Genomic DNA, 25,275 nt, shown 5'->3' with positions numbered 1-25,275 from the left:
CCATGGCCGAGCCGCTGATCCGCATGCAGAACATCCGCAAATCCTATGGCCGCGTGCAGGCCCTGGAGGATGCCAATTTCCACGTCAATGAACAGGAGATCGTCGGCCTGCTCGGCGACAATGGCGCCGGCAAGTCGACGCTGATCAAGGTGCTTTCAGGCGCTGTTCCGCTGACCAGCGGCGACATCTTCATCCGCGGCAAGAAGGTGAGCCTGCGCAGCACCAGCGACGCCATCGCCCACGGCATCGAGACGATCTACCAGGACTCGGCACTGGTCACGCAACTGTCGATCGCCCGCAATTTGTTCCTCGGGCGCGAACCGATCAAGCCACCGCGCTTCCTCAACCGGATGGACCAGGACGCCATGAACAATGTCGCCCGCGACCTGCTCAAGCAGGTCGGCATCTCGAAGAACATCCCGCCGACGACACCGATCGGCTCGCTCTCCGGCGGCGAGCGTCAGGCGGTGGCGATCGCGCGCGCCATGCATTTCGACAGCGACCTGATCATCTTGGACGAGCCGACCAACAATCTCGGCGTCGCCGAAACACAGGGCGTGCTGAGTTTCGTGCGCAGCGCCCGCGATTCCGGCCACTCCTGCATTTTCATCGCCCATAACATCCACCATGTCTTCCAGGTGGTCGACCGCATCGTCGTCATGCGCCGGGGCAAGGTGGTCGCCGACGACATCGACCCGAAGAAAACCAGCGTGGCGGAGGTCGAACGGATCATCACCGGCATGTCGGACAAGGAAATCCGCGATGCCATCGCCGATGGCAAGCCATCGCACTGACTATCGGGTGATGGGTGGCAATCATCCGTCACCTCAAAACGCATCGCTCGTCTGGCGCAGCATCGCATCGGCGCATAGGGTTGCGGCATGAAAGCCACCGTCTCGGATATCGCCCGCAATTGCGGGCTGTGGGTTGCGGCATGAAAGCCACCGTCTCCGATATCGCTCGCAATTGCGGGCTGTCGACCGCAACGGTCGACAGGGTGCTCAACAACCGGCCAGGTGCGAGTGCCGCCAACCGGCAGCGCGTTTTGGAGGCGGCCAAACAGCTCGGCTATCTGCCGGTCGCCGATCAGGTGACGCTGCCCTCGCGGCCCGCCCATCTCGAATTCCTGCTGCCGATCGGCAGCAATGCTTTCATGCGCGATCTCGCCGGGCATATCGAGGATTATGCCGCGCGCCTGCCGCTCGTCGCCTCGTGCCGGATCCACAACCTCGCCGGAATCTCGCCGAGCGCGCTGCAGACAGCCGTCGAAAACCTCTCGCTCAGGGCCAATGGCGTCGGTGTCATCGCCGTCGACCATCCGCGCACGCGCAACATCCTGCGCGACATCGTCGACGCCGGCATGCGCCTGGTGACGCTGGTGTCCGACGTTCCGGCGGCACCGCGCTCGGCCTATGTCGGCATCGACAACCGGGTCGCGGGACGAACGGCGGCGCTGTTGATGGGACGCTTCCTTGGCGGCTGCACGGGCCATCTGGCGATGGTCGTCGGCTCACGCTCCTATCGCGGCCACGAGGAACGCGAAATGGGTTTCCGCTCCGTTCTCAATGAAGAATTCCCCAATCTGACGGTCAGCAGCGCCGTCGACATCAACGACGAACCTGACGTCAGCTACACCGAGACCATGAAGGCGCTGCACAACCAGCCGGAGCTGCTCGGCATCTATTGCGTCGGAGCCGGACACTCAGGCGTTGCAAAGGCGATCCGGGAAGCCAGGCCGAACCGCAAGCCGGTGTTCATCTGCCACGACTTGACGAAGGACACGCGGGGACACCTCGTCGACGACCTGCTCGATGTCGTCATCGACCAGAATGCCAGGCTGATCGCGGAACAGTCGGTCATTCGCCTGCTCGGCTCGATTGCCTCCTCGGCGCCCTATCTGACGCGAAAGTTCATCGAGCCGCGTTTGATCTTCAGGGAAAACGTCCCGGTGCAGTAAGGCGGAGTGGCCTGGCAAAGTCTGTTTCCGGATTTGTAGGATAATTGATACGGCAAATCTGCACAGCAGCTATGCACAATTCATTGTTGCCGAATCATTGGGCAATTCGTAGTTTCTGGTTGTCGGCCATCTACTCCTCCCAGATGCGATGCCGACGCTGAATGGGGTGCACCTCCTCCCGCGCCACATTCGAAATCGAGCCCGCTGCCACCTCCTCCCGGCAGCGGGCTTTTTTCGTTCAGCGTCGGAAATTCCGGTGCCGCCCTGCGCCAAGGGGCGTTAGGCATCCCTCGGTCGCAGATCGGCAAATCGCCAACAGTCGCGGCGGATTTCAACCGGCGGCGGTACCCCGGAAGGAAACGATCAACCCTTCGGCCATGCGCACGAACTGCGTGCTCGGACCTTCGGCACCCACGGTCTGCACACTGACACGCGCGCCCTCGAACAGCAGCGACAGCGTATCGGCGAGCAGTTCGGCCTGACCAATGCCGGCATCTCGACATAGCGTCACAAGGCGCTGGCGCTGGACTTCCTTGAGCTCCCTGATCACCAGCCTGGCCGGATGGTCGGGCTCGGTCAGCTCAGCGGCGGCATTGGCCATGTCACAGCCACGGCCGTCAGCATTGAGCATGGCAGCCGCCTTGCGAACCCAGGCGTGCAGCTGCGCAAGCTTGTCACCAGGAAATTCGGCCTCGAATGCATCCCACATGGCGCCAGCCTTGGCCGCATTGGCGCGCAGGCATTCGACGATCAGCTCGTCCTTGGATTCGAAGTGACGATAGAGCGTCATCTTGTTCGTGCCGGCAGCCTCGGTGATGGCGTCGACGCCGACGCCCTTGATGCCGTGCTTGTGGAACATGTCACGCGCCGTCTCCAGAATTCGATCCCGGGGACGTGAGCGCTCCACGACGCCGTCTGTCATCATGATCTCCTTTCGTTTCCTAAAAACCACGGCCACCTCTTGACTAGGGTGTTACCGGTCTGTAACTATGCAAATGTTACTTACTGGTAACACCTATGTCGCCTCCCGTCAATAACAAGGCCGTGAACTGGTCCTGCCAGATCGGAATGGGCGAAAAACTGCGGTTCATGCGGCCTCGGCCGGTGAAGAGATGAAAAACGGTTCGTGAGCATGGGCTGCGAATCGACAGACAAGGAGCCGGCCAATGCCACAGCGCCGCGATCTTACCATAGATGAAGCCGTCCGGGATCCGATGATCCGGCTGGTCATGAAAGCAGATGGCGTCGACCCGCGCGCCTTTGAAAAGATGCTGCGCTCGCTTGCCGATGCGCAACGCCATGAGGTGCCGTTGCTGCGTTCGCTGGACGAGCCCGGCGACGGGCGCGGTCAAGGGCTGTCCAGGGTTGCCAGCGCCTTCGGGCGGGCAAGAGCAGCCGGGGAGGCTTGCGTGTCGTGGTAAACTTTTTCATCCACCGCCCGATCTTCGCCTCGGCGATCGCCATCATCATGGTGCTCGCCGGGACGATTTGTTATTTCCTGCTGCCCGTCTCGCAGTTTCCCGACATCACACCGCCGCAGGTCGTGGTCAGCGCCCACTATCCGGGCGCCAGCGCGCAAGTGGTGGCCGACACGGTGACGACCCCGCTGGAGCAGCAGATCAACGGCGTGCAAGGCATGACCTACATGTCGTCGACGAGCTCCAATGACGGCTCCTCGACCATCACCATCACCTTCGATGTCGGCTATTCGCTCAGCACCGCCGCCGTCGACGTGCAGAACCGTGTCTCGCAGGCCGCCTCGTCGCTGCCGGCGATCGTCAACCAGGGCGGCGTGACGATCAAGAAGCAGAACCCGAATTTCGTGCTCATCGTCAACCTGACTTCGCCGGACAGTTCGGTCGATCCGGTGGCGCTGAGCAACCTTGCCTATCTGCAGGTGGTCGATCCGCTGAAGCGGTTGCCCGGCGTCGGCGACGTGCAGATCTTCGGCGAGCGGCGCTATTCGATGCGCGTCTGGCTCGATCCCGACAAGCTCGCCAACCTCGGCATCACCGCCGTCGACGTGCAAAACGCCATCGCCGAGCAGAACGTCCAGGTGGCGGCCGGCAAGATCGGCCAGTCGCCGGCGCCGGCCGGCACCGCCTTCGAGATGCAGGTCAATGCCGTCGGCCGCCTCAGCGACCCTAAGGAGTTCGGCGACATCGTCGTGCGCGCCAACACGGACACCGGTTCGCTGGTCAGGCTGCGCGACGTCGCCCGCATCGAGCTCGGCGCACTGCAATATTCGTCGTCGGCCTTCTTCGGCAAGGATCCGACCGTGGTGCTTGCCGTCTATCAAATGCCCGGCTCCAACGCGCTCGATCTTCAGCAGCGCGTCAAGGACAAGATGCAGGAGCTTTCGGGCCGGTTCCCGAAGGGCGTCTCCTATGCGATGCACTACGACACGACCCGCTTCGTCTCGGCCTCGATGCATGACGTGCTGATCACGCTCGGCGAAGCGCTGGTGCTGGTCGTCGCCGTGGTGTTCCTCTTCCTGCAGAGCTGGCGCACGACGATCATCCCGACCATCGCCATTCCGGTGTCGCTGGTGGCGACGCTGGTGGTCATGGAGATGCTCGGTTTCTCGCTCAACATGCTCTCTTTGCTCGGCATGGTGCTGGCGATCGGCCTCGTCGTCGACGACGCCATCGTCGTGGTCGAGAATGTCGAACGACAGCTGGAGGCCGGGCTCAAGCCGCTTGCGGCGACCAAGGCCGCTATGGCCGAGGTCACCGGTCCGATCATCGCCACCACCGCCGTGCTGATGGCGGTGTTCGTGCCGGTCGCTTTCATTCCCGGCGTCTCCGGCAAGCTCTACAACCAGTTCGCGCTGACGGTGGCGATTTCCGTCGGCATCTCCGCCTTCAATTCGCTGACGCTGAGCCCCGCGCTCAGTGCTGCCTTCCTGCGGCATCGCGGCGAGACGCAGTTCGCCCCGTTCCGCTGGTTCAACACCGGCTTCGATAGGCTGTCGCACGCCTATGCCAATGGTGTGCGCATCCTCATCCGCTTGCGCTGGATCATGCTCGGCCTGTTCGCGGCCGGACTGGTCGCCACCTATTTCGTCTGGCAGCGGCTGCCCTCGACCTTCCTTCCGGTCGAGGACCAGGGCTATTTCTTCGTCGTCATCCAATTGCCCGACGGCGCGTCGCTGGAACGCACCGACGCGGTGGCGCAAAAGGCGCGCGACATCCTGCAGGCGACACCCGGCGTCGACATTGTCGGTTCGATCAGCGGCCTAAATTTCCTGACCAGTGCCGCGCAGTCGAATTCGGCGGTCGAATTCGCCATCCTGAAGCCATGGGAGGAACGCGGTCCCGACCAGAATGCCTCGAAGCTCGTCGCCGACGTGCGCGGCAAGCTGATGCAGATCCCGGAAGCTTTTGCGCTGAGCTTCGATCCGCCGTCGATCCCTGGTATCGGCACCACGGGCGGCTTTGAATTCGTCGTCGAGGATCTCACCGGCCGCGGCAGTTCAGCCCTCAACGATGCCACGCAAGCCGTGATCGCCGAGGCGCGCAAGCAGCCGGAGATCAATCCGCAACAGCTGTTCTCGCCGTTCTCGACCTCGACGCCGCAGTTCAACTACGACCTCGACCGCAGCAAGGCGAAACTGCTCGGCCTCAACCTGCCTGACATCTTCAACACGCTGCAGATCTATCTCGGCTCGCTTTACGTGAACGACTTCAACCTGTTTGGCCGCACCTTCCGGGTGACCATTCAGGCCGACAAGGATGCACGCGCGGGTGCAGCCGACATTTCGCGGCTCTATGTGCGCAATGCCTCCGGCGGCATGGTGCCGCTCAGCACTCTGGGCAAACTCGTACCCTTCGTCGGCCCGGAAACCGTGCCGCATTACAACAACAACGCCTCGGCCTCGATCAATGGCGGTGCCGCACCCGGCTTCTCCTCGGGCCAGGCGGTTGCCGCGATGGAACGGGCGGCCGCCACCGCACTGCCCAGGGATTTCGGTTTTGAATGGACCGGCATCACCTTCCAGGAGCTCAAGGCAGGCTCGATCGCGTCGGTCGTCTTCGGCCTCGCCATCGTCTTCGTCTTCCTGATCCTGGCGATGCAGTATGAGAGCTGGGCGATGCCGTTCATGGTGCTGCTGGCGGTGCCACTGGCCTTGTTCGGCGCCTTCGTGGCTTTGTTGCTGCGCGGCATGCAGATCGACGTCTACTCGCAGATCGGCTTCGTCATGCTGATCGGCCTGGCGGCGAAGAATGCGATCCTGATCGTCGAATTCGCCCGGCGACGGCGCGAGGAAGGCCTCAGCATCGTTGACGCGGCGATGGAAGCGGCACGTCTGCGGCTGCGGCCGATCCTGATGACGGCTTTCGCCTTCATCCTCGGCGTGCTGCCGCTCATGTTTGCGACCGGCGCCGGTGCCGCCAGCCGTCAGTCGATCGGCACCACCGTGTTCGGCGGCATGGTCGCGGCGACCATCCTGTCGCTGGTGTTCGTGCCGGTCTTCTACGCGGTCATCGAACAGCTGCGCGAACGCCGCGGCCATGACGAGCCCGCCTCTCAAGACAATGAACCAACTGCCGAACCCGCCTTCCCTCCCCTGGCGGAAGCGGCCGAATAAGATTGGAGACTTATCATGCGTAAATGGAAAATCGCGTTGGGAACAGCTGTCGCGCTGGGAGCGATCTCGGTGGCCAGCGTCCATCTGCTCGACATGGGCAATCTCAGCCTCAATGCCGGCACGGCAGGCGCGGCGCCTGCTCCAGCGGCGTTCGTCATGCCAGTGCCGGTGGTCAGTGTCGTCAAGAAGACGATCCCGATCTACCTCGACTACGCCGCGCGGACGGAGCCGATCCGCAACATCACCTTGCAGGCCAGGATTCCAGGCTACCTGCAGGAGCAGACCGCAGCTGACGGTGTCGATGTCCGGCAGGGCGACCTCCTCTACAAGATCTCCCCGGACGACTTCCAGGCGGCTCTCGACCAGGCGAAGGCGCAGGTGCAGCGCGACACGGCGACGCTCGACTATGCCCGCTCCAATCTCGGCCGCGGCACCGAGCTTGCCAAGAGCGGCTACCTCGCCAAGGACGGCTTCGACCAGCGCACCAGCACCTTGCGCGAAGCGCAGGCGTCACTGGCGGTCAACCAGGCCGCCGTTAGAACGGCCGAGCTTAATTTGAGCTATGCCGAAATCCGGGCGCCGTTTGGTGGACGCCTGGGCCGCAACCAGGCCTCGGTCGGAACACTGGTCAGCGTCGCCGGAACGGTGCTCAACACGCTGGTGCAGCTCGATCCGATCTACGTCACCTTCAATCCGAGCGAGACGGATCTGGCCGAGATCGAGCAGGCCCGTGCGAACGGCCCGATCGAGGTCGAGGTGCTGCTTCCTGGCCAGACCGAGGCCAGCCAGAAGGGCGAACTCACCTTCATCGACAATTCGGTCGACCGCTCGACCGGTACCATCACAGCACGCGCGACGATCGGTAACGGCAAGTTCACGCTGCTGCCCGGCCAATATGTTCGTGTCCGGCTGCATGTGAGAGAGCAGGCTGACGCGCTGATGGTGCCGCAGACGGCGCTGGGCTCGAGCCAGCTCGGCAAATACCTCTTTGTCGTCGGCAAGGGTAACACGGTCGACCAGCGGCTGGTTTCGCTTGGACCGACGAGCGGCGATCAGGTCGCCATCCTCAGCGGCGTCGCCGAGGGCGACCAGGTGATCACGGGCAATCTGCAGAAGATCGGACCCGGAGCGCCTGTATCGCCGATACCGGAAAAGCCGGCCACCTGAACACCCCCGTCAGGACCCGGCTTCAGCGCGGCGCCCCGACCTTCCCACAGGTCGCGGGCGCCGCTCGACTGAGCAGCTCCACCAGACCGGCAACATCGGCGCGGTCGGCCTTGGCCGGCGGCACGAACTCTGGCAGGCCCGGCATTTGCTGTGTATCATTTGGTGTGTATGAGCACGCACCGAATGACAAACCAGCAAGATCGTTCATCCGGTACATCCGCATGGGTATAATAACCAACTGATCGGAAGATAACCTCATGTCAGTCGACACTATGGCGCTGTACATCGACTGCACGGGCCTGACTGTTTATATGACACGTGACGCTTTGCGAAAACTGGCCACGGAGTTGACGCGGATAAGCGAGGCTCCGCCTCAAGACTGTTTTGAGATACACGTGCGTAGCGCATTTTCGCATTTCGATGAATATGACAACTACGCAAGCCCGTCGTTCAAGTCTTCCGGCGGTTTGGCTGCCATGATTGAAGGAATGCATGCCGCTGTTGTCAATGACGCAATTCAACGAGGCGAGGCTCCGCCCGATGCCTTGCCCTCTCCCTTCGAGCTGACTTTCATGCATGTCGGCGCAGAGGCGGTGAAGGAGGTGGCAACGCAGCTCGACAACTAAGCGGTTGCTGTTGAGGCGTTGTGGCAGAAGCCGGCAGGAATTTTTTCACCGATCCGACGCGGCGCCTTCAGGCGCCGTTTTCGTAAGCAGTTCCACCAGGCCGGCGACATCGGCGCGGTCGGCCTTTGCCGGCGGCATGAACGCGCAGTAGGGATGCCCGAGGCGGACCGAGACGGAGGACAGCGCGATCAGCCGCCCGGCCTCGAGATCGGCGCGTGCCATGACCCGCTGACCAAGGGCGATGCCCAGCCCCAGCCTTGCCGAGGCAATCGCCAGGCTGGACAGGCCGACCCGCCGCCCGTGCGACGGGTCGGGTGAGCGGCTGCCGCCGGAGGCCGCGAACCAATCCGCCCAGGTCGGATGCGAGGCATAGTTCGGCCCCCAATTGGTGTGGATGAACTGGCTCTCGTGCAGATCGGCCAGACTGGGATCGCCATCGCCGTGCCGGTGCCAGAACTCCGGCGCGCAGACCGGCAGGACGTCGTCGTGAACGAGACGAACAAGTTTCAATCCGGGATAGTGATAATCGCCATAGCTGATGCGCAGATCGATGTTCTGGCGCATCAGATCGACCGGATCGTCCTCGACCCGGACGTCGATCGCCATCTGCGGAAAGGCATCGAGAAGTACCGCCAGCCTCGGCGCCAGCCACAGTTCGGCCAGCGAGAACGGCACGCTGACGACCAGACGCGTCCGCAAGCCGCCCTCCAGCATGCGCCGGCCGATCGCCGCGATGTCGCCCAAAGCCTTCGCCGTCTGCGGATAGATGGCGTGGCCGGCGTCGGTGAGCGCGATGCGGTTGCCGCTGCGCACGAACAACTGCTTGCCGAACCAGCTCTCGAGATTGCGTATCTGCTGGCTGACCGCCGCCGAGGACACGCCGAGTTCAGAGGCGGCCAAGGTGAAGCTGCCGGCGCGGGCGGCGACTTCGAAGGCCTTGATCGCATTCAGCGGGGGCAACCGTTCCACACGGGCTTCCAAAAGTTTTTCTTGCCCAATCCTAACTATTTTCCGCGTTGAGAGAAAGATTTTTTTGCCGTCTCATAGGCTCGAAACCTCGGAGCCCATGACGATGAAAGACATCCTCGATCTCGACCGCTATCCGCTCGACCGCGAAGGCAGCGCCGAATGGCAGCGCCTTGTCGAACAATCCATCGCCGCGCTCGAAGCCGACGGCATGTTCAATCTGGAAGGGTTTTTGCGCCCGGGCGTGGCTGAAAAAGCCGTGCGCGAAATCGAGCCGGTGATGGCCGCGCGATCGCATGTGCACAAGCGCATGCACAACATCTACTTCAAGCCTGACATTCCCGAGCTAGGGCCCGATCACCCGGCGCTGCGCAAGGTCGAGACCATAAGCCATACCGTCTGTGCCGACCAGATTCCGGGCAGCGTCGTGCTCGCTATCTACGAATATGAGCCATTGCTGCGCTTCCTGGCCGCAACGATGGGCAAGACCAAACTGCATGTCATGCAGGATCCTCTGGCGCGAACCAACGTCATGGCCTATCGCGCCGGCGAGGCCCTGAACTGGCATTTCGATCGTTCGGAATTCACGACGACGCTGTTGTTGCAGGCAGCGGAGCGTGGCGGCGACCTCGAATACCGCACTGATCTGCGATCTGACGACAATCCGAACTATGATGGCGTCGCCAGATTGCTCGAAGGGCGTGACCCCGATGCAAAAATCCTGCGCATGAAGCCTGGCACACTGAATGTCTTTCGCGGCAAGAACACCGCGCATCGCGTCACCACAGTCGAAGGCGAGCGTGAGCGCATGATCGCGGTGTTTTCCTACTATGAGAAGCCTGGTGTGATGTTCAGCGCCGAGGAGCGGGTCGGCTTCTACGGCCGCGCAGCCTGAGGCTGAAGAGACAGCCATGCCAGCGGTCCCAAAGAATCCGAAGATGACCTCTTGTTAGATTGTCGACAATCTGCTTGTCTTACTTTCGGTTTCCTTGGGAGCAGCCGAATGGGGAAAGCGGATTTCAGTCCGATCGCGGACACCACGCGCCGCGCCGAGATCGTTGCGTTGCTGCGGCGCGCGATCCTGACCGGCCAGCTCGAACCCGGCCAGAAACTCAACGAGCTCCGTATCTCCGAACAAATGCGAGTCAGCCGCGCGCCGCTGCGCGAGGCGATGCGCGAGTTGGTCCAGGAAGGCATCCTGACCAGCATTCCCTATGCCGGCACCTTCGTCATCGAGGTCACAGCCAAGGACATCGACGATGCCTATTCGTTCAACAAGGTGATGGACGAGCTGGCCATTGAGCGGGCGTGGCCGCTCCGCGACCAGCGCTTCTTCGACGAGCTCGACCGGCGCCACGAAACTGTCAAGCAGGCGACCCGTGAGTTGGACACGACGCGCCAAATCGAAACCGCGCTGCAACTGCATGGCCTGATCTACGAATGGGCCGACAATTCGGTGCTGCTGGAAACCTGGCAACGGCTGACCAGCCGGCTGCAGATGTATTTTGCGCTCCACCAGCATGCCCGCAATGAGCCGGTGCCGGCCGAAGACGTTCACGAAACCTATGTGCGGTTGCTGAAGGGCAAGGACATGCGTGCAGCCCAGCGCCATGCCAGGGAGCACATCGATCTCGATTTCGAGGAGCTGCTTTCCTACGCGCGCGGCCTCGAACAACGCCCATCGAGGGGCGCCTGACCCGTTCCCAACATCACAGACAGCGGACAAGACACGTGCAGATCGAGACCATCAAGGCCTACCATGTCGTACAGCCCTTCGTGGACGGGCCCTATCGCATGTCGAAGGGGCGCGAGGCCGACGCTTTCGACGCGGTGATCGTGTCCATTACATCAGACAGCGGCATCACCGGCTGGGGCGAGATGGCGCCGCTCGGCAATTTTTATTCGCCCGCCTTCGCCGCCGGCGTTCGCGCCGGCGTGGTCGAGATCGCGCCGCATCTGATCGGCCACGATCCGCGTGGGCTGGCCAGCGTCGGCCGGCTGATGGACACGGTGTTCAAGGGCCATCCCTACATCAAGTCGGCGCTCGACATGGCCTGCTGGGATCTCGCGGCGCGCGCTGCCGACGTGCCGCTGGTCACGCTGCTCGGCGGTCGGGAGAGCGAGACGGCCGAACTCTACAAGGTCGTCACCCATGGCAGCGTCGACGCCATGGCAGCGCTGGCCAAGCGCATCGTCAACGACGGCTTTCACCGGCTGCAGGTCAAGGTCGGCGGCAATGTCCATGACGACATCGAACGCGTCACCGCGGTCGCCGCCTCGGTGCCGAAAGGCACGGTCATCTTCTGTGACGCCAATGCCGGCTGGACACCCTATCAGGCGCGCCAGTTTGCCGACGCCACGCGCAGCATCGACTACACGTTCGAGCAGCCCTGCACGACGATCGATGAGAACATGTCCGTGCGCCGCATGCTCGACAAGCCCATGGTGCTCGACGAATCCGTCACCTCGCTCGAAGAGATGCTGGAAATTCATCGCCTGGGCGCGGCCGACGGGCTGACGCTGAAGATCTCGCGGCTGGGCGGCGTGACGAAGACCCGGCAGATACGCGATGTCGCCGTTGACCTCGGCTTCATGATCACCGTCGAGGACACTGGCGGCGCCGAGATCGATACGGCGGCGATGGCCCATCTGTCGCTGTCGACGCCGGAAGAGCGCCGGCTGCACGCCATCGCCTTCCATGAATGGGTGACGGTGCGCACGGCGTCGAACATGCCGCCGGTGACCAGCAGCCGCATGGGCATTCCGGACGGGCCAGGCCTTGGCATCGATGTCGTTCCTGACCTGCTGGGTAAGCCTTTCTTCGTGATCGGCCGCTGAGATGAAAATCCGCAACATCAAAGCCACGCCGATCAATCTGCGCCTCGAAGCGCCTTACGCTTGGGTGTTCGGCGAGCTCGACGGGTTTTCGCCGACCATTGTCGAGGTCGAGACCGAGGATGGCTTGATCGGCCTTGGCGAAGCGCCGACGCCGGCGGCTGCCGCGATCATCAATGACAGTCTCGCCCCACGCCTAATCGGCCGCGATGCCTTCGACATTGCTGGCGCCGAGCATGTCTGCCTGCCCTATTGGACCGGCGTGCAGTCGATCAACGACCGTACCCGCATCATGGCTTTCGGCGCCATCGAGATGGCGTTATGGGATCTGCGCGGCAAGGCGTGGAACCAGCCACTCTACCAGCTGCTTGGCGGCGCCGTGCGCAAGGACATCCCGTTCACCGACTATTTCTCGCTGCGCGGCGATGGGCCAGAGGTGAAGGGGGAGACGACGCCGGAAGAGGTCGCCGATTATTGCGTCGAACTGCACGAGACACATGGAACGACCTTCTTCGAAGGTAAATTCTCGACCGAGGATCCGAAAGTCTCGCTCAAGATGGTCGAACTGATCCGCCGCAAACTTGGCGACGATGCGATGATCCGCATCGATTCCAACCAGGCCTATTCGCTCAGCACCGCGCGTCGGCTGGCGCGGCCGTTGGAAGAGCTCGGGGTGCGCAATTGGGAGGATCCGGTGGCGACCATCGAGGAGATGCGCGAATTGCGGCGCCATTGCTCGATCCCGTTCTCGACCCATAACATCGACATTGCGCGCGCCATGGAAACCAAAGTGCCGGACGCCATCGTCGGCAACCCGACGACGCATGGCGGCATTGGCCGCCTGCTGCGCTTCGTCGGCGCTTGCGAGCATGCCGGCATCGATTTCTGGTGCTACAGCGGCGACAGCGGCATCGGCAGCGCTGCCTATCTGCATCTGTGCGCGGCACTTGGCTGGATCAGGGAGCCAAACCAGTCGCTGTTTCGCATGCTGCCGATGGATGTCACCGAGGAAGGACCATTCTCCCCAAAGAACAACGTCGTGCGCGTGCCGGAAGGTCCCGGCCTTGGCGTCACCCTGTCGCGGGAACACCTCGCTGCCTGTCACAGAGACTTTACCGAGAAAGGACCGTGCAACAAGTATCATGACCCGGCAAAGCCTGGGACCTATCGCCGTTTGCCGCTGAACTAGATGACGGCAGCGGCCAAGACCAGTGACCAAGAGACGAGAAGCCAGCCGCCGCGACTTCGGTCGGGAAGGTCGGACAAGACGGTGGAAGCAAGTGCAGCCAAGAATCCGGCACGTCCACGCCACGACTGGATGGACCGGACAAAACCACATGCTAAAGTTCCGGTCGACAGACCTCTCTGGCGGCCGAAAAACGGAGCAGTCCACGAAATTTCGTCAACCATAAGAAATAGGGGAAAGGGTAAAAACCCATGAGCAAGAATTACAGCATTCTCGACCTGATCCGGCGCAATCGCTCGCCGCTTGAAAATCACCTGATCGACGGCCTCGTCGACGGCAGGGTCAGCCGCCGCGACTTCGTCCGCCACGGCAGCCTGCTTGGCCTGTCGCTGCCGCTGCTCGGCCGTATCGGCATGGCAGCCGGCCTCGGCGGCATGCCATCGCTGGCGCGCGCCCAGGGCACGCCTGGCGCCACCATCCGCGTTGCCAGCAGCGTGCCTGCGGCGACGATCGACCCGGTCACCATTGCGGACGCCGGCGGTCTGCTGGTGATGCAGCAGGTTGCCGAATTCCTCTGCGTCGACGGCCCCGACCTCGTGCTGCAACCGGCACTTGCCGAAAGCTGGAAGCCGAACGACACCGGCACGGTGTGGACTTTCAAGCTGCGCAAGGGCGTAAAATTCCACAGCGGCGGCGAGATGAAGGCCGACGACGTCGTGGCCAGCATCGACCGCCTTGCCGACCCGGCAAACTCGTCCAACGCGCTGTCGGTGTTCAGCGGGACCCTGCAGAAGGGCGCCTCAAAGAAGGTCGACGACTACACGGTGGAATTCCACCTCGACGCCCCGAACGGCAACTTCCCCTACATGCTGTCGTCCGACAATTACAATGCCGTCATCATCCCGGCGAGCTACAAGGGCGACTACGAGAAGAGCTTCGACGGCACCGGACCGTTCAAGATCGAGAAGTACACGGCAAAGGTCGGCGCGTCCTTCGTCCGCAACGAAGACTATTGGGGGCCGAAGGCACTGCCGGAGCGCACCGAATTCACCTTCTTCACCGACACGCAGCCGCAGATCCTGGCGCTGCAGGGTGGACAGGTCGACATCATCAACCAGCTGCCGGTGCTGGCCGGCGTCGCACTGCTCAACGATCCGAACATCGACATCATCAGCCTGAAGTCGTCGGCCCATCAGCAGCTGCACATGCGCTGCGACGAGGGCCCGTTGAAGGATGCGCGCGTGCGTCGTGCCATTGCGCTGTGCCTCGATCGCGACAAGCTGGCCGCCGGCCTGATGAAGGGACGTTCCGCACTGGGCAATGACAGCCCGTTCGCCGCCGTCTACCCTTCGACCGATACGAGCGTGCCGCAACGCAAGCAGGATATCGCGCAAGCCAAGCAGCTCATGGAAGCAGCCGGCCTTGGCCAGGGCTTCAAGATAACGCTGACCACCGAACGCTATCTGGAAATCCCTGAATACGCCCAGCTCATCCAGAACTGGGTCAAGGAGATCGGCGTCGAGCTCGACCTCAACATCCTCGACCAGGGCGGCTATTACGGAGACGCGGTGTTCGGCAAATCGAACTGGCTGGATTCGGTGATGGGCATCACCGACTACGGCCACCGCGGCGTGCCCAACGTCTACCTAGCGGCACCGCTGAAGAGTGAAGGCACCTGGAACGCGGCGCACTTCAAGAACAAGGACTATGACGCGCTGGCGACCAGCTATATCGCCGCACTCGACCTCGAGGCGCAAAAGGCGACAGCAGGCAAGATCCAGAAGCTGCTGCTCGAGGAAACGCCGGTCATCTTTGGCTACTTCTACGACTATCTGACGGCGACGGCGAAAGGCGTGGCCGGCGTGCAGCCGACCGCGATGTCGCAGCTGTTCCTCGACAAGGCATCGAAGGCCTGAACAAACTCGTTGTTGGAGCATGATCTCCGGACAAAACGGTTCCCGTTTGTCCGAGAAAACCGGTACCCACTTTTCGGGATCATGCTCAGAAGGGAAAGCCAATCCTCTAACAGCCAGCTCCCGCATGGGGGCTGGCTCCACAAGGAGTCTTAGCCATTCTCTCCTTCCTTGCCCGGCGTGTGTCGCTGTCGCTGGTGACGCTGTTTCTGCTCAGCATCATGGTGTTTCTGGGCGGCCAGGTGCTGCCCGGCAATGTCGGGCGTGCCATATTGGGCCCGTTCGCCGACCAGCGCGCGGTCGATGCGCTCAATCACACGCTCGGCGTCGACCGCCCGCTGCTGACCCAGTACTGGGGCTGGATCTCCAACTTCGTCCAGGGCGACATGGGCACGTCATACATCTTCCGCTCGCCGGTCGCGCCCTTCGTCATCGATGCGCTGGGCAATTCGATGAAGCTTGCGGCGGTCGCCTTCGTGCTGGTGGTGCCGATCGGCATCCTCGGCGGGGTCGTTGCCGCACTCAATCTCAACCGCCCGCTCGACCGCATCATCAGCCTCGGCGGCCTGTCGGTGACGGTGCTGCCGGAGTTCGTCACCGGCATCATCCTGATTCTGATCTTCGGTGTCTGGCTGCGCTGGCTGCCGATATCGGCAGCATGGCCGCGCAATGCCGGCTTCTTCACCCAGCTCTATTACCTGATCCTCCCTTCGCTGCCGCTGTTCCTGGTGCTGTTCGGCTACATCGCCCGCATGGCGCGCTCCGGCATGATCGAAGCGCTTGATTCCGACTACACACGAACGGCCGTGCTGAAGGGCCTGCCGTGGCGCACGGTGATCTGGCGGCATGTGCTGCGCAACGCGCTGTTGCCGACCATCACCGTCATCGCAACGCAGACCGGTTATCTCATCGGCGGCCTCGTGGTCATCGAAACGCTGTTTCGCTACCAGGGCATCGGATCGCTGATCTTCACCGCCGCGCGCGGCAAGGATTTCCCGATGCTGGAATCCGGCATTCTCACCATCGGCATCGTCTATGCCGTGGCGACACTGATCGCCGACTTCCTCTATTCCATGCTCAATCCGCGCATCCGGCTGGAGTCAGATCAATGAGCGCCGTCCAAAGCACTTCCCCCGTTCCCGACGACACGCGCCGGCGCGGCCCGCTGGCCGAGGTCTTTTACTCCCTGCTGCGCTCGCGAACCTTCCTCGTTGGTCTCGCCATCGTGCTGTTCTGGGTTGCCTGCGCGCTGTTCGGCGAGCATTTCGCGCCTTACGATCCGCTCGCCGACGACATCATCAATGCGCTCGCACCACCTTCTTCCGAACACTGGTTCGGTACCGACCAGATCGGCCGTGACGTCTTCTCGCGCGTCATCGTCGGTTCGCGCGACATCCTCACCGTCGCCCCGCTGGCGACCTTGCTGGCGACGGTGGCCGGCACAGCGCTTGGCCTTATCACCGGCTATTTTCGTGGCCTCGTCGACGATGTCGTCAGCCGTATCCTCGAAGCCTTCATGGCGATCCCGGTGGTCATCGTCGCGTTGCTGGCAATCGTTGCGCTCGGCACGTCGAAGACGACGGTCATCGTCGTCATCGGCCTGAGCTTCGCGCCGATCATCGCGCGCACCGTGCGGTCCGCGGTGCTCGCCGAGCGTGAACTCGACTATGTCGCCGCCGCGCAGCTTCGACATGAAAGCGCATTGCATACGATGTTCGTCGAGATCCTGCCCAACGTCATCCCGCCGATCCTGGTCGAGACCACCGTGCGGCTCGGCTATGCCATTTTCGCGGTCGCCACGCTCTCGTTCATGGGCTTCGGCATCCAGCCACCCTCTCCCGACTGGGGGCTCTCGATCTCCAACAATTACGGCATGATCGGCGGCGGCTTCTGGTGGACGGTGCTGTTCGATGCGCTCGCCATCGCCTCCTTGGTGATCGGCGTCAATCTGGCGGCCGACGGCGTTCACGGAGCGCTCAATGACTAGTTCCGCCAAGGCCAAAAACGCACTCGAACTCACCGATCTGTCGGTTGCCTACCGCGTCGCCGGTCGCAACCGCGCGGTGCTGCGCAACCTCAGCCTCACCATCGGCCAGGGCGAGGCCTATGGGCTGGTCGGCGAATCCGGCTGCGGCAAATCCACCGTCGCGCTCACCGTCGTGCGCTATCTGCCGCGCAACGGCTCGATCACTGGCGGCGCCATCTCGCTCGACGGCCAGGACGTGATGAAGCTGGACGCCGAGGCGCTCAGGCGGGCTCGCGCCGAAAGCGTCTCCATGGTCTATCAGGACCCGGGCAAGGCGCTGAACCCGTCGATCCGCGTCGGCCGGCAGCTGACCGAGATTTTTGAACTCGGCGGCGTCTCGGGACAAGCGGCTACCGACCGGGCGATCGCGATGCTCAACCGCGTCCGCATCTCCGATCCCGTCAGCGTCATGCAGCGCTACCCGCACCAGCTTTCCGGCGGCATGCAGCAGCGCGTGGCGATTGCCATGGCGCTGGCCAACGATCCCTCAATGCTGATCCTCGACGAGCCGACGACCGGCCTCGATGCGACGGTGGAGGCCGAAGTGCTCGACCTGATCGCGCAGCTCAGGCAAGAACTGTCGGCCTCGATCCTGTTCATCAGCCACAACCTCGCGGTCGTCTCCAACATGTGCGACCGGGTCGGCGTGCTCTATGCCGGCATGCTGGTCGAGGAAGGGCCGACGGAGGTCGTGTTCAACGATCCGCGCCATCCCTACACCGTAGCCTTGCTGCGCTGCCTGCCGCGCGGTGGCCAACGCAAGGATCAGGGCCGCCTCGATACCATTCCGGGCTTCCTGCCCGGCATTGGAACTGACATCAAGGGCTGCGCTTTCGCCGACCGCTGCGCGCTCGCCGATGACCGCTGCCGCAGCGAATTGCCGCCGCTCTATGATCTGGGCGGCCGGCTGTCGCGCTGCTTCCATCACGACAAGGCACAGGCGCTGCCGCGCGCGACACCGAGCGATGTGGCGGCTGCACCAAAGGCGGCAGCCGCACCAGTGCTGCGGGTCGCGGGGCTGAACAAGACCTATGCCAGCCATGGCCACGCGCTGCGCGCCGTCAAGGATGTCTCGCTCGACCTACGGCCCGGCGAAACGCTCGGGCTGGTCGGCGAGTCCGGCAGCGGCAAAACGACCTTCGCCAGGCTGCTGCTCGGCCTGGTGCCACCGGACGAAGGTGGCACCATCGAGCTGGAGGGCAAGGCGCTGGCGCCGCGGCTGGAGAACCGCAGCGACGACCAGATCAAGGCGATGCAGATCGTCTTCCAGAACCCGGACTCCGCACTCAACCGCTCACATTCGATCCGCCACCTGATCGGCCGCGCGCTGAAGCGGCTGGCGGGCCTCTCCGGTAAGGCGCTGGAGGCGCGTCTCAACGACCTCGTCCGCTCGGTGCGGCTCACCGACCGCCATCTGGCGGTCAAGCCACGCCAGCTCTCCGGCGGCCTGAAGCAGCGCGTCGCCATCGCGCGCGCCTTCGCCGGCGACCCGCGCATCGTCGTGTGCGACGAGCCGACCTCGGCGCTCGACGTCTCGGTGCAGGCGGCCATCCTCAACCTGCTCGCCGACCTGCAGTCGAAGGAAGACGTCAGCTACATCTTCATCTCGCATGATTTGGCCGTGGTGCGTTACCTCTCCGACAAGATCGCCGTGCTCTATCTCGGCCGCATCATGGAACTCGGACCGTCGGAAGACGTCTTTTCCGGTCCGCATCACCCCTATACCGAAGCGCTGCTGTCGGCCGTGCCCAAACTCGACCAGACCGAGACGGCACGCATTCGTCTCGACGGCGAAATCCCCAGCGCCACCAACCCGCCGTCGGGCTGCGTGTTCCACACGCGCTGCCCGCGCAAGATAGGCCCGATCTGCGAGCAGCAGGAGCCGCCACTCAGCGAGGCCCAGCCCGGCCATTCGATCCGTTGCCACATTCCTTACGCCGAACTGGCAAGGCTGCAGAAGGCGGTCGTGACCGAGCCGGCATAGCGCTGCCGCTCCCGTGACTTGGCAGTCAGATCTGGCCTGCCATGCTAAGGGAACGATCCCCTTCCGAAAAGCCCTGCCCTTCGGCCCAGTCCCTGGCCAGCATGCGCAGGCCGGTGAGCGCGACATCCAGAACATCCGAAGAGAGGGGGTTCGAAGGATAGGCGAGGTAGATCGGCCGCTGGAACACTGGGGCGTTGTCGATGCGCCGCATCTCGCCACGCTCGATATGACCGCTGACGGCGCTGAGCGGCAGATAGGCGGCCGCCTGCTGTGACAGCACGTGCTGCAGGCCAATAAAGACCAGTCCGGCCGATATGGCCGGCTTCACCATGCCGGCAAAGGCGCGGTCGTGCTCGATGCGGAATTCCAGCCCCCAATCCATCAGAATGTAATTTTCGGTCCACGGCTTCGTCTGCGCGGCATGCTGGACAAGTACGACCTGATCGACGGCCAGCGTTTCGTAGACGATGCCGGGATGCGGCCGCGGCAGATAGAGGATGCAGATGTCGAGCAAGCCTTCCGCCAGTTGGTCGATCGCCAGATCCGGGAAACTGCCTTCAAGCCGCAGCGCCACATTCGGCCGCCTGGTGCGCATCCACTCGACCCATGGCGAGGTGATGCGGTCCCACAGATAGGCAGGCGCGGTTAGCCGCAGCAAAGTCTCATAGCCATCGGGAACGGCGATGTCCTGTCTCGATTGCTCCCATGTGCGGGTGATGGAAGAGGCATGCGGCAGGAACTGCCGGCCGGCCGGCGTCAGCGTGACGCCATCGCGGTCGCGCACGAAAAGCCGGCGGCCCAACTGATCTTCCAGCCCCCTGATTCGCGCGCTGACGGTGGACTGGGCGAGGTTGAGCCGGCTGGCCGCGACGGTGAAGCTGCCATGGGCGGCGACTTCGAGAAAGCTGCGCAGATTTTCCGTGTCCATGCCCACCTCTTGCATCGAAAATTTCGATGACCCCTATCAAAAAATATCGCTTTCCGGCGACAGTCAACAATGAACTAGATGGCCGAGCCCCAAGGCAAGCGAGGAATCCAGCCATGCCCAAGCATTTCCGGATGATCGACAACGCTCGCAGAACGCTCACCGCAATCGAAAATTCCGCTGTTGACGAATTGCTTGCCGGCAGGATGGGCCGCCGCGATTTCCTGCGCCATGGCAGCGTGCTTGGCCTCTCCCTGCCGTTCCTGGGCAGCCTTGTCGCGGCCGCCGGCCTCGGCACGCCGCAAGCACGCGCCGAGGGCAAGCCGGGTGGCACGGTGCGCGCCGGCGTAGCGACGCCGGGCGGCGCTATCGATCCCGTCACCTACTATGACAGCGGCAGCTACCAGCTGGTTTTCCAGACCGCCGAGTTTCTCTGCGTCACCCAGCCGGACCTCACCCTGAGACCGGTGCTGGCCGAGAGCTGGGCGCCGAACGAGGACGGCAGCGTGTGGACCTTCAAGCTGCGCAAGGGTGTGAAATTCCACAATGGCGAAGACTTCAAGGCCGACGATGTCGTCGCGACCTTCGACCGGCTGGCCGATCCCAACGGCGCTTCCAACGCGCTATCGGTATTCAAAGGCCTGTTGTCGAAGGGCGGCACCCAGAAGGTCGACGACCACACTGTCGCCTTCCATCTCGACGCGCCGAATGGCAGCTTTCCCTATTCGGTGTCGATCGACAATTACAACGCCGTCATCCTGCCGGCGAGCTACAAGGGCGACTACGAAAAGACCTTTGAGGGCACCGGGCCGTTCCGGCTGGAGAGCTACACGCCGAAAGTCGGCGCGACCTTCATCCGCAACCCCGACTATTGGGGTGAGAAGGCGCTGCCCGACCGGCTCGAATTCAAGTTCTACGGCGACGTGCAGCCGCGCATCCTGGCGCTGCAGGCCGGCGAGGTCGACATTCTCGACGCGGTTCCGCTCGATGTCAGCCAGGTGGTGCTCAACAGCCCCGACATCACCGTGCTGCGTGTCGCTTCGACCGCGCACCGCCAATTGCATATGCGCTGCGACACCGGTCCCTTCACCGACAAGCGCGTGCGCCAGGCGCTGGCACTGTGCATCGATCGTTCGAAGCTGGTCGACGGCCTGTGCCGTGGCATGGCGGCGACCGGCAATGACAGCCCGTTCGCGCCGGCCTTTCCCGCCACTGACAAGACGGTGCCGCAGCGCGTCCAGGATATCGCCAAAGCAAAGCAATTGCTTGAAGCGGCAGGATTGGCGAGCGGCTTCGATATCACGCTGACGACGCTGCGCTATTCCGACATTCCCGGCTACGCGCAATTGTTCCAGAATTTCGCCAAGGAGATCGGCGCGCGCATCGCGCTCAACATCGAGGACCAGGACAAATATTACGGCAAGGCAGTGTTCGGCCAGTCGGACTGGCTGGACAGCCCGCTCGGCATCACCGACTACGCGCATCGCAGCGTGCCGAACGTGTTCCTCAAGAGCCCGCTGGTCAGCGACGGCCCGTGGAACGCGGCGCATTTCAAGAACCCGGCCTATGACGGCATGGTCACCAGCTATCTCAAGGCGCTCGATGTCGGCGCGCAGCGCAGTGCCGCCTCCGACATCCAGAAACTGCTGCTCGACGAGACGCCTGTCATCTTCAGCTATTTCCCCGATCTGTTGGTACCGGTGCGCAAGAATGTCAGCGGCCTGCCGCCGATCGCCGCCGGGCTGCTGCTCGATCGCGTGTCCCTGGGATAGGGCTGATTGGACAATTCCGCTTTTCGGGCGGTGAGACTATTTCGCGGCAAGACTGCGAAGAACGATGGGGGGCCATCGTTCGAGCCGCTCGATGCCGGAGAAACTCGCCGCCCGAAGCCCTCTTCGACTTAACGGCCCGATACAGGCTTATCTCGCTTTGCGGCAACGCTCGATGACAAAAGAAAAGAAACGGGAGACTACCATTCGCAAGCCCCATCTGCGCGGCCGTGGGCCGCATTTTCCCTTGCTCGACGCCATCGTGCAGTACGAATTCGAGCCGGGCTATATAGCCTTCACCATGCCCACGCAGAAGCGCCTGCGTGTGCAGGTGGGGTCAATGACCGTCGCCGATACGACCAGCGCCTTGGTGTTCTACGAATCCGATCACCTGCCGGTCTACTACTTCCCGATCGGCGACGTTCGCGAGGAGTTCCTGCTGCCGAGCAAGACGACGACAGAGGACCCCTTCAAGGGCATAGCCACCCACTATTCGCTCAACACCGGCATCACGCTGGTCGAGGACGCGGCCTGGCGCTACCTCGATCCGGTCAAGGGCTGTCCGCCGATATCGGACTACATGTCGTTCACCTGGAGCAAGATGGGCCACTGGTTCGAGGAGGACGAAGAAATCTTCGTCCACGCCCGCGATCCGTTCCGCCGGGTCGACTGCCTGCCGTCCTCGCGGCGCGTGCAGGTCATCCTCGACGGCGAACAGGTCGCTGATTCACGCCGCGGCGTGTTTCTGTTCGAGACCGGCCATCCGGTGCGCCACTATCTGCCGATCGCCGACACGCGGCTCGATATGTTTGCGCCCAGCCGCTACATCTCGCGCTGTCCCTACAAGGGCATCTCCAACTATTATCACGTGACGACCAAGGCCAAGCGCCACGAGAACCTCGTCTGGTATTATCCCGAGCCGGTGCACGAGGCGGAGCGCATCAAGGGGCTGGTCTGCTTCCACCACGAACTGGTCGACAAGATCCTGGTCGATGGCGTCGAAATCCCGAAGGAAGCCACGGCCGCGTCGAGCGGTTATTTCTGAGCATCGAAGCCGCTTGCGTGCGGGCGCTTGATCGAAGCACGGCTCAGCGCATACGCTCCCTGAGACAGGGAGGGCTATCGATGGATCTTTTCAAGCTGGACGGCGATGTCGCGCTGGTTACTGGCGCCGGTAGCGGCATCGGCCAGGCGATCGCGATCGGACTGGCCGAGGCAGGCGCCGACGTCGCCTGTTTTGGCCATGCATCAAAAGGTGGGCTGGACGAAACGGCCCACCGGATCACGGCGCTCGGCCGCAAGGCGCTGGTGCTGACAGGCACGGTGACGTCGCAGAGTGATCTCGCGGCGGCGATCGATCGCATCGAGGCCGAACTCGGCGCGCTGACCGTCGCCGTCAACAATGCCGGCATTGCCGGCTCTGAACCTGCCGAGACGATGCCGCTGGAGACCTGGCAGAGGGTGCATGAGGTCAATGTCGCCGGCGTCTTCCTGTCCTGTCAGGCCGAAGCGCGCAAGATGCTGGCGCGACGCAAGGGCTCGATCATCAACATCGCCTCGATGTCAGGCACCATCGTCAACCGGGGGCTGACGCAAGCGCACTACAATTCCTCGAAAGCTGCCGTCATCCACATGTCGAAAAGCCTCGCCATGGAGTGGGCGGACCGCGGCCTGCGCGTCAATGTCGTCAGCCCGGGCTACACGCTGACGCCGATGAACAAGCGGCCGGAGGTGGCCGAAGAGGTCAAGATCTTCAAGCGCGACACGCCGATGGGGCGCATGGCGGCGCCGGAGGAAATGGTCGGGCCGACGGTGTTCCTTGCCAGTCGCGCCGCAAGCTTCGTCACCGGCCTCGACCTGATTGTCGATGGCGGCTACGTCTGCTGGTAAGGGTTCGACTTCGCCTGCAGTCTGAATTTATACGCCTCGCGAGGTGTTAGTCGTTGCGCGACATGAACCTTGGTATATATAATTTCATCCTATGAAACGGCCTTGGCGAGATGGGGCTTGCCGGGTCGACAGCCGAGAACATGGGACCTTGATGGCTCGCACCTTGCAGGGCGCCGCAAGACTGGCAATCGATCCGCAGATGACCGCTCCCGCAGCGATCCGTCGGCAGTCATGACGCCGACACTCGAGTCCTGTTCCATCATCACCGAGATTGAGCACCATCTTGCCTGCGCTGGCCAAAGCCGGGGCAACAATTTGGCGCCGACGGCCTTGCGCAAAGACCAGCCTTTCCAACACAATCAAGAAAAGCCGCAAGAAGGGAACGAACGATAATTTTCACAGCTTGAAGGAGAACAAGCATGTCACTTCGCAGTGTGATTTCGAACTTAACAATGGGAGCCTTCGCACTCGCCGCGGCGAGTGCACTGACACCTTCCGCCCAAGCCGCCGCACCCGAATCCAATGACCCGATCAAGATCGCGCTGTTCGACTGGACCAGCGTCAATCTCAACGCCAAGATCCTCGGCGGTATCCTGGAAAAGCTCGGCTACACCGTCGAATATCCGACAGCCGACTACCTCTCCAGCCTGACCACAGGCCTCACCAACGGCGATCTCGATGTCGGCCTGGAATTCTGGGACACGACCGCCGGCGAGGCCATGAAAGCCTCCGATGCCACCGGCCAAACCGAGCGGCTGGGCAAGCTTGGACCGAAGGCCAAGGAAGAATGGTGGTTTCCCGAATACATGAAGGAGAAATGCCCCGGCCTGCCAAATTGGGAAGCGCTGAAGGATCCGAAATGCGCCGAAGCCTTCTCGACGGCGGAGACCGCACCGAAGGGGCGCTATCTCGGCGGCCCGGTGACTTGGGAGGGCTTTGACGACGAACGCGTCGAGGCACTGAAACTGCCCTTCACCGTCATCCATGCAGGCACCGACGCGGCGATGTTCGCCGAACTGGACTCGGCCTATCAGCGCAAGGCGCCGATCATGCTGTGGATCTATTCGCCGCACTGGGCGCCGGCCAAGTACAAGGGCGAGTGGGTTGAATTCCCCGAATACACGCCCGAGTGCTACAACGACCCGAAATGGGGCGTGAACCCCGACGCCAAATATGACTGCGGCAAGCCGCATGGCGAGATCTGGAAGTACTCCTGGTCCGGCATGAAGGACAAATGGCCGGTCGCCTACAAGGTGGCAAAGGCCTACACGATCGACACCGACGAGCTCAACAAGATGAGCGGCGAGATCGATCTCGGCGGCAAGACGCCGGAAGACGTCGCCGCGGCCTGGATCGCCGCTCATGAGAAAGACTGGAAAGCCTGGGCGCAGTGATCGTTCCGACTGGAAAAATGAGACCCGGCTGCCTGATCAGCCGGGC

The 25,275-nt window shown here is 62.9% G+C and carries 22 protein-coding genes; 18 read left to right on the top strand and 4 right to left on the bottom strand.

Annotated elements, in window-relative coordinates; all coding sequences use genetic code 11:
• Positions 1-2: 2 nt before the first annotated feature.
• Both C8D77_RS10370 and C8D77_RS10365 read left to right on the top strand, forming a co-directional pair.
• Positions 3-794 (top strand): ATP-binding cassette domain-containing protein, encoded by a 792-nt coding sequence (locus C8D77_RS10370; RefSeq protein ID WP_109662045.1) that lies wholly within the window; start codon positions 3-5, stop codon positions 792-794.
• 140 nt (positions 795-934) lie between these two features.
• Positions 935-1,957, top strand: coding sequence for a LacI family DNA-binding transcriptional regulator (locus C8D77_RS10365; protein ID WP_109662043.1), 1,023 nt, complete (start codon positions 935-937; stop codon positions 1,955-1,957).
• Positions 1,958-2,288: 331 nt separating this feature from the next.
• Here C8D77_RS10365 and C8D77_RS10360 read toward each other — a convergent pair whose 3' ends face one another.
• Entirely contained in the window at positions 2,289-2,879 is a 591-nt protein-coding gene (locus C8D77_RS10360; protein ID WP_109663284.1) for a TetR/AcrR family transcriptional regulator, read from the bottom strand.
• Between the two features lie 244 nt (positions 2,880-3,123).
• On the opposite strand from C8D77_RS10360, the gene C8D77_RS10355 reads away from it, so the two are divergent.
• Genes C8D77_RS10355 through C8D77_RS10345 form a run of 3 tightly spaced genes read left to right on the top strand, consistent with a single transcriptional unit; the run spans position 3,124 to position 7,715 of the window.
• Positions 3,124-3,378 carry a hypothetical protein gene (locus tag C8D77_RS10355; protein ID WP_109662041.1) on the top strand — a complete coding sequence of 85 codons (255 nt, stop codon included), beginning with the start codon at positions 3,124-3,126 and terminating at the stop codon, positions 3,376-3,378.
• Positions 3,372-6,548, top strand: a complete 3,177-nt coding sequence (locus C8D77_RS10350) for an efflux RND transporter permease subunit (protein WP_109663282.1) — start codon at positions 3,372-3,374, stop codon at positions 6,546-6,548. The genes C8D77_RS10355 and C8D77_RS10350 overlap by 7 nt, the downstream gene beginning before the upstream one ends.
• Before the next feature lie 15 nt (positions 6,549-6,563).
• A complete protein-coding gene (locus C8D77_RS10345) occupies positions 6,564-7,715 on the top strand; it encodes an efflux RND transporter periplasmic adaptor subunit (protein WP_109662039.1) in 1,152 nt (383 codons plus the stop codon).
• 22 nt (positions 7,716-7,737) lie between these two features.
• On the opposite strand, the gene C8D77_RS37265 is transcribed toward C8D77_RS10345, so the two are convergent.
• On the bottom strand, positions 7,738-7,923 hold the full coding sequence (locus tag C8D77_RS37265) for a hypothetical protein (protein ID WP_146211774.1): 186 nt from the start codon (positions 7,921-7,923) through the stop codon (positions 7,738-7,740).
• 49 nt (positions 7,924-7,972) lie between these two features.
• On the opposite strand from C8D77_RS37265, the gene C8D77_RS10340 reads away from it, so the two are divergent.
• On the top strand, positions 7,973-8,341 hold the full coding sequence (locus C8D77_RS10340) for a hypothetical protein (RefSeq protein ID WP_109662037.1): 369 nt from the start codon (positions 7,973-7,975) through the stop codon (positions 8,339-8,341).
• Between the two features lie 45 nt (positions 8,342-8,386).
• On the opposite strand, the gene C8D77_RS10335 is transcribed toward C8D77_RS10340, so the two are convergent.
• Positions 8,387-9,310, bottom strand: a complete 924-nt coding sequence (locus C8D77_RS10335; protein ID WP_109662035.1) for a LysR substrate-binding domain-containing protein — start codon at positions 9,308-9,310, stop codon at positions 8,387-8,389.
• 103 nt (positions 9,311-9,413) lie between these two features.
• Here C8D77_RS10335 and C8D77_RS10330 point away from each other — a divergent pair, with 103 nt between their 5' ends.
• The 8 genes from C8D77_RS10330 to C8D77_RS10295 all read left to right on the top strand — a co-directional run bounded on the left by C8D77_RS10330 (position 9,414) and on the right by C8D77_RS10295 (position 19,251).
• Positions 9,414-10,202 (top strand): HalD/BesD family halogenase, encoded by a 789-nt coding sequence (locus C8D77_RS10330; protein ID WP_109663279.1) that lies wholly within the window; start codon positions 9,414-9,416, stop codon positions 10,200-10,202.
• A 108-nt stretch (positions 10,203-10,310) separates the two neighbouring features.
• Positions 10,311-11,003: a GntR family transcriptional regulator gene (locus tag C8D77_RS10325; protein WP_109662033.1), complete on the top strand. Its 693-nt coding sequence runs from the start codon at positions 10,311-10,313 to the stop codon at positions 11,001-11,003.
• Positions 11,004-11,038: 35 nt separating this feature from the next.
• Positions 11,039-12,145 carry a mandelate racemase/muconate lactonizing enzyme family protein gene (locus C8D77_RS10320; protein WP_109662031.1) on the top strand — a complete coding sequence of 369 codons (1,107 nt, stop codon included), beginning with the start codon at positions 11,039-11,041 and terminating at the stop codon, positions 12,143-12,145.
• A gap of 1 nt (position 12,146) precedes the next feature.
• Complete coding sequence (locus C8D77_RS10315) at positions 12,147-13,331, top strand: mandelate racemase/muconate lactonizing enzyme family protein (RefSeq protein WP_109662029.1); 1,185 nt, start codon at positions 12,147-12,149, stop codon at positions 13,329-13,331.
• 248 nt (positions 13,332-13,579) lie between these two features.
• Positions 13,580-15,244, top strand: a complete 1,665-nt coding sequence (locus C8D77_RS10310; protein WP_109662027.1) for an ABC transporter substrate-binding protein — start codon at positions 13,580-13,582, stop codon at positions 15,242-15,244.
• A 155-nt stretch (positions 15,245-15,399) separates the two neighbouring features.
• Positions 15,400-16,353, top strand: a complete 954-nt coding sequence (locus tag C8D77_RS10305) for an ABC transporter permease (protein WP_109662025.1) — start codon at positions 15,400-15,402, stop codon at positions 16,351-16,353.
• A complete protein-coding gene (locus C8D77_RS10300) occupies positions 16,350-17,228 on the top strand; it encodes an ABC transporter permease (protein ID WP_109662023.1) in 879 nt (292 codons plus the stop codon). The genes C8D77_RS10305 and C8D77_RS10300 overlap by 4 nt, the downstream gene beginning before the upstream one ends.
• On the top strand, positions 17,221-19,251 hold the full coding sequence (locus C8D77_RS10295) for a dipeptide ABC transporter ATP-binding protein (RefSeq protein WP_109662020.1): 2,031 nt from the start codon (positions 17,221-17,223) through the stop codon (positions 19,249-19,251). The genes C8D77_RS10300 and C8D77_RS10295 overlap by 8 nt, the downstream gene beginning before the upstream one ends.
• Before the next feature lie 25 nt (positions 19,252-19,276).
• On the opposite strand, the gene C8D77_RS10290 is transcribed toward C8D77_RS10295, so the two are convergent.
• Positions 19,277-20,179, bottom strand: a complete 903-nt coding sequence (locus tag C8D77_RS10290; protein ID WP_109662018.1) for a LysR family transcriptional regulator — start codon at positions 20,177-20,179, stop codon at positions 19,277-19,279.
• 113 nt (positions 20,180-20,292) lie between these two features.
• Here C8D77_RS10290 and C8D77_RS10285 point away from each other — a divergent pair, with 113 nt between their 5' ends.
• The 4 genes from C8D77_RS10285 to C8D77_RS10270 all read left to right on the top strand — a co-directional run bounded on the left by C8D77_RS10285 (position 20,293) and on the right by C8D77_RS10270 (position 25,229).
• On the top strand, positions 20,293-21,948 hold the full coding sequence (locus tag C8D77_RS10285) for an ABC transporter substrate-binding protein (protein ID WP_109662016.1): 1,656 nt from the start codon (positions 20,293-20,295) through the stop codon (positions 21,946-21,948).
• A 172-nt stretch (positions 21,949-22,120) separates the two neighbouring features.
• Entirely contained in the window at positions 22,121-22,990 is an 870-nt protein-coding gene (locus tag C8D77_RS10280) for a DUF427 domain-containing protein (RefSeq protein ID WP_109662013.1), read from the top strand.
• A gap of 80 nt (positions 22,991-23,070) precedes the next feature.
• The gene (locus C8D77_RS10275) at positions 23,071-23,835 is read left to right on the top strand and encodes an SDR family oxidoreductase (RefSeq protein ID WP_109662011.1); all 765 of its coding nucleotides are present in this window, start codon (positions 23,071-23,073) and stop codon (positions 23,833-23,835) included.
• Between the two features lie 419 nt (positions 23,836-24,254).
• Positions 24,255-25,229, top strand: a complete 975-nt coding sequence (locus C8D77_RS10270) for an ABC transporter substrate-binding protein (protein WP_109662009.1) — start codon at positions 24,255-24,257, stop codon at positions 25,227-25,229.
• The last annotated feature ends 46 nt before the right edge of the window (positions 25,230-25,275 follow it).

This window comes from Mesorhizobium loti, from assembly GCF_003148495.1.
Classification (GTDB): domain Bacteria; phylum Pseudomonadota; class Alphaproteobacteria; order Rhizobiales; family Rhizobiaceae; genus Mesorhizobium; species Mesorhizobium loti.
This window is presented reverse-complemented; position numbering and strand designations above follow the sequence as displayed.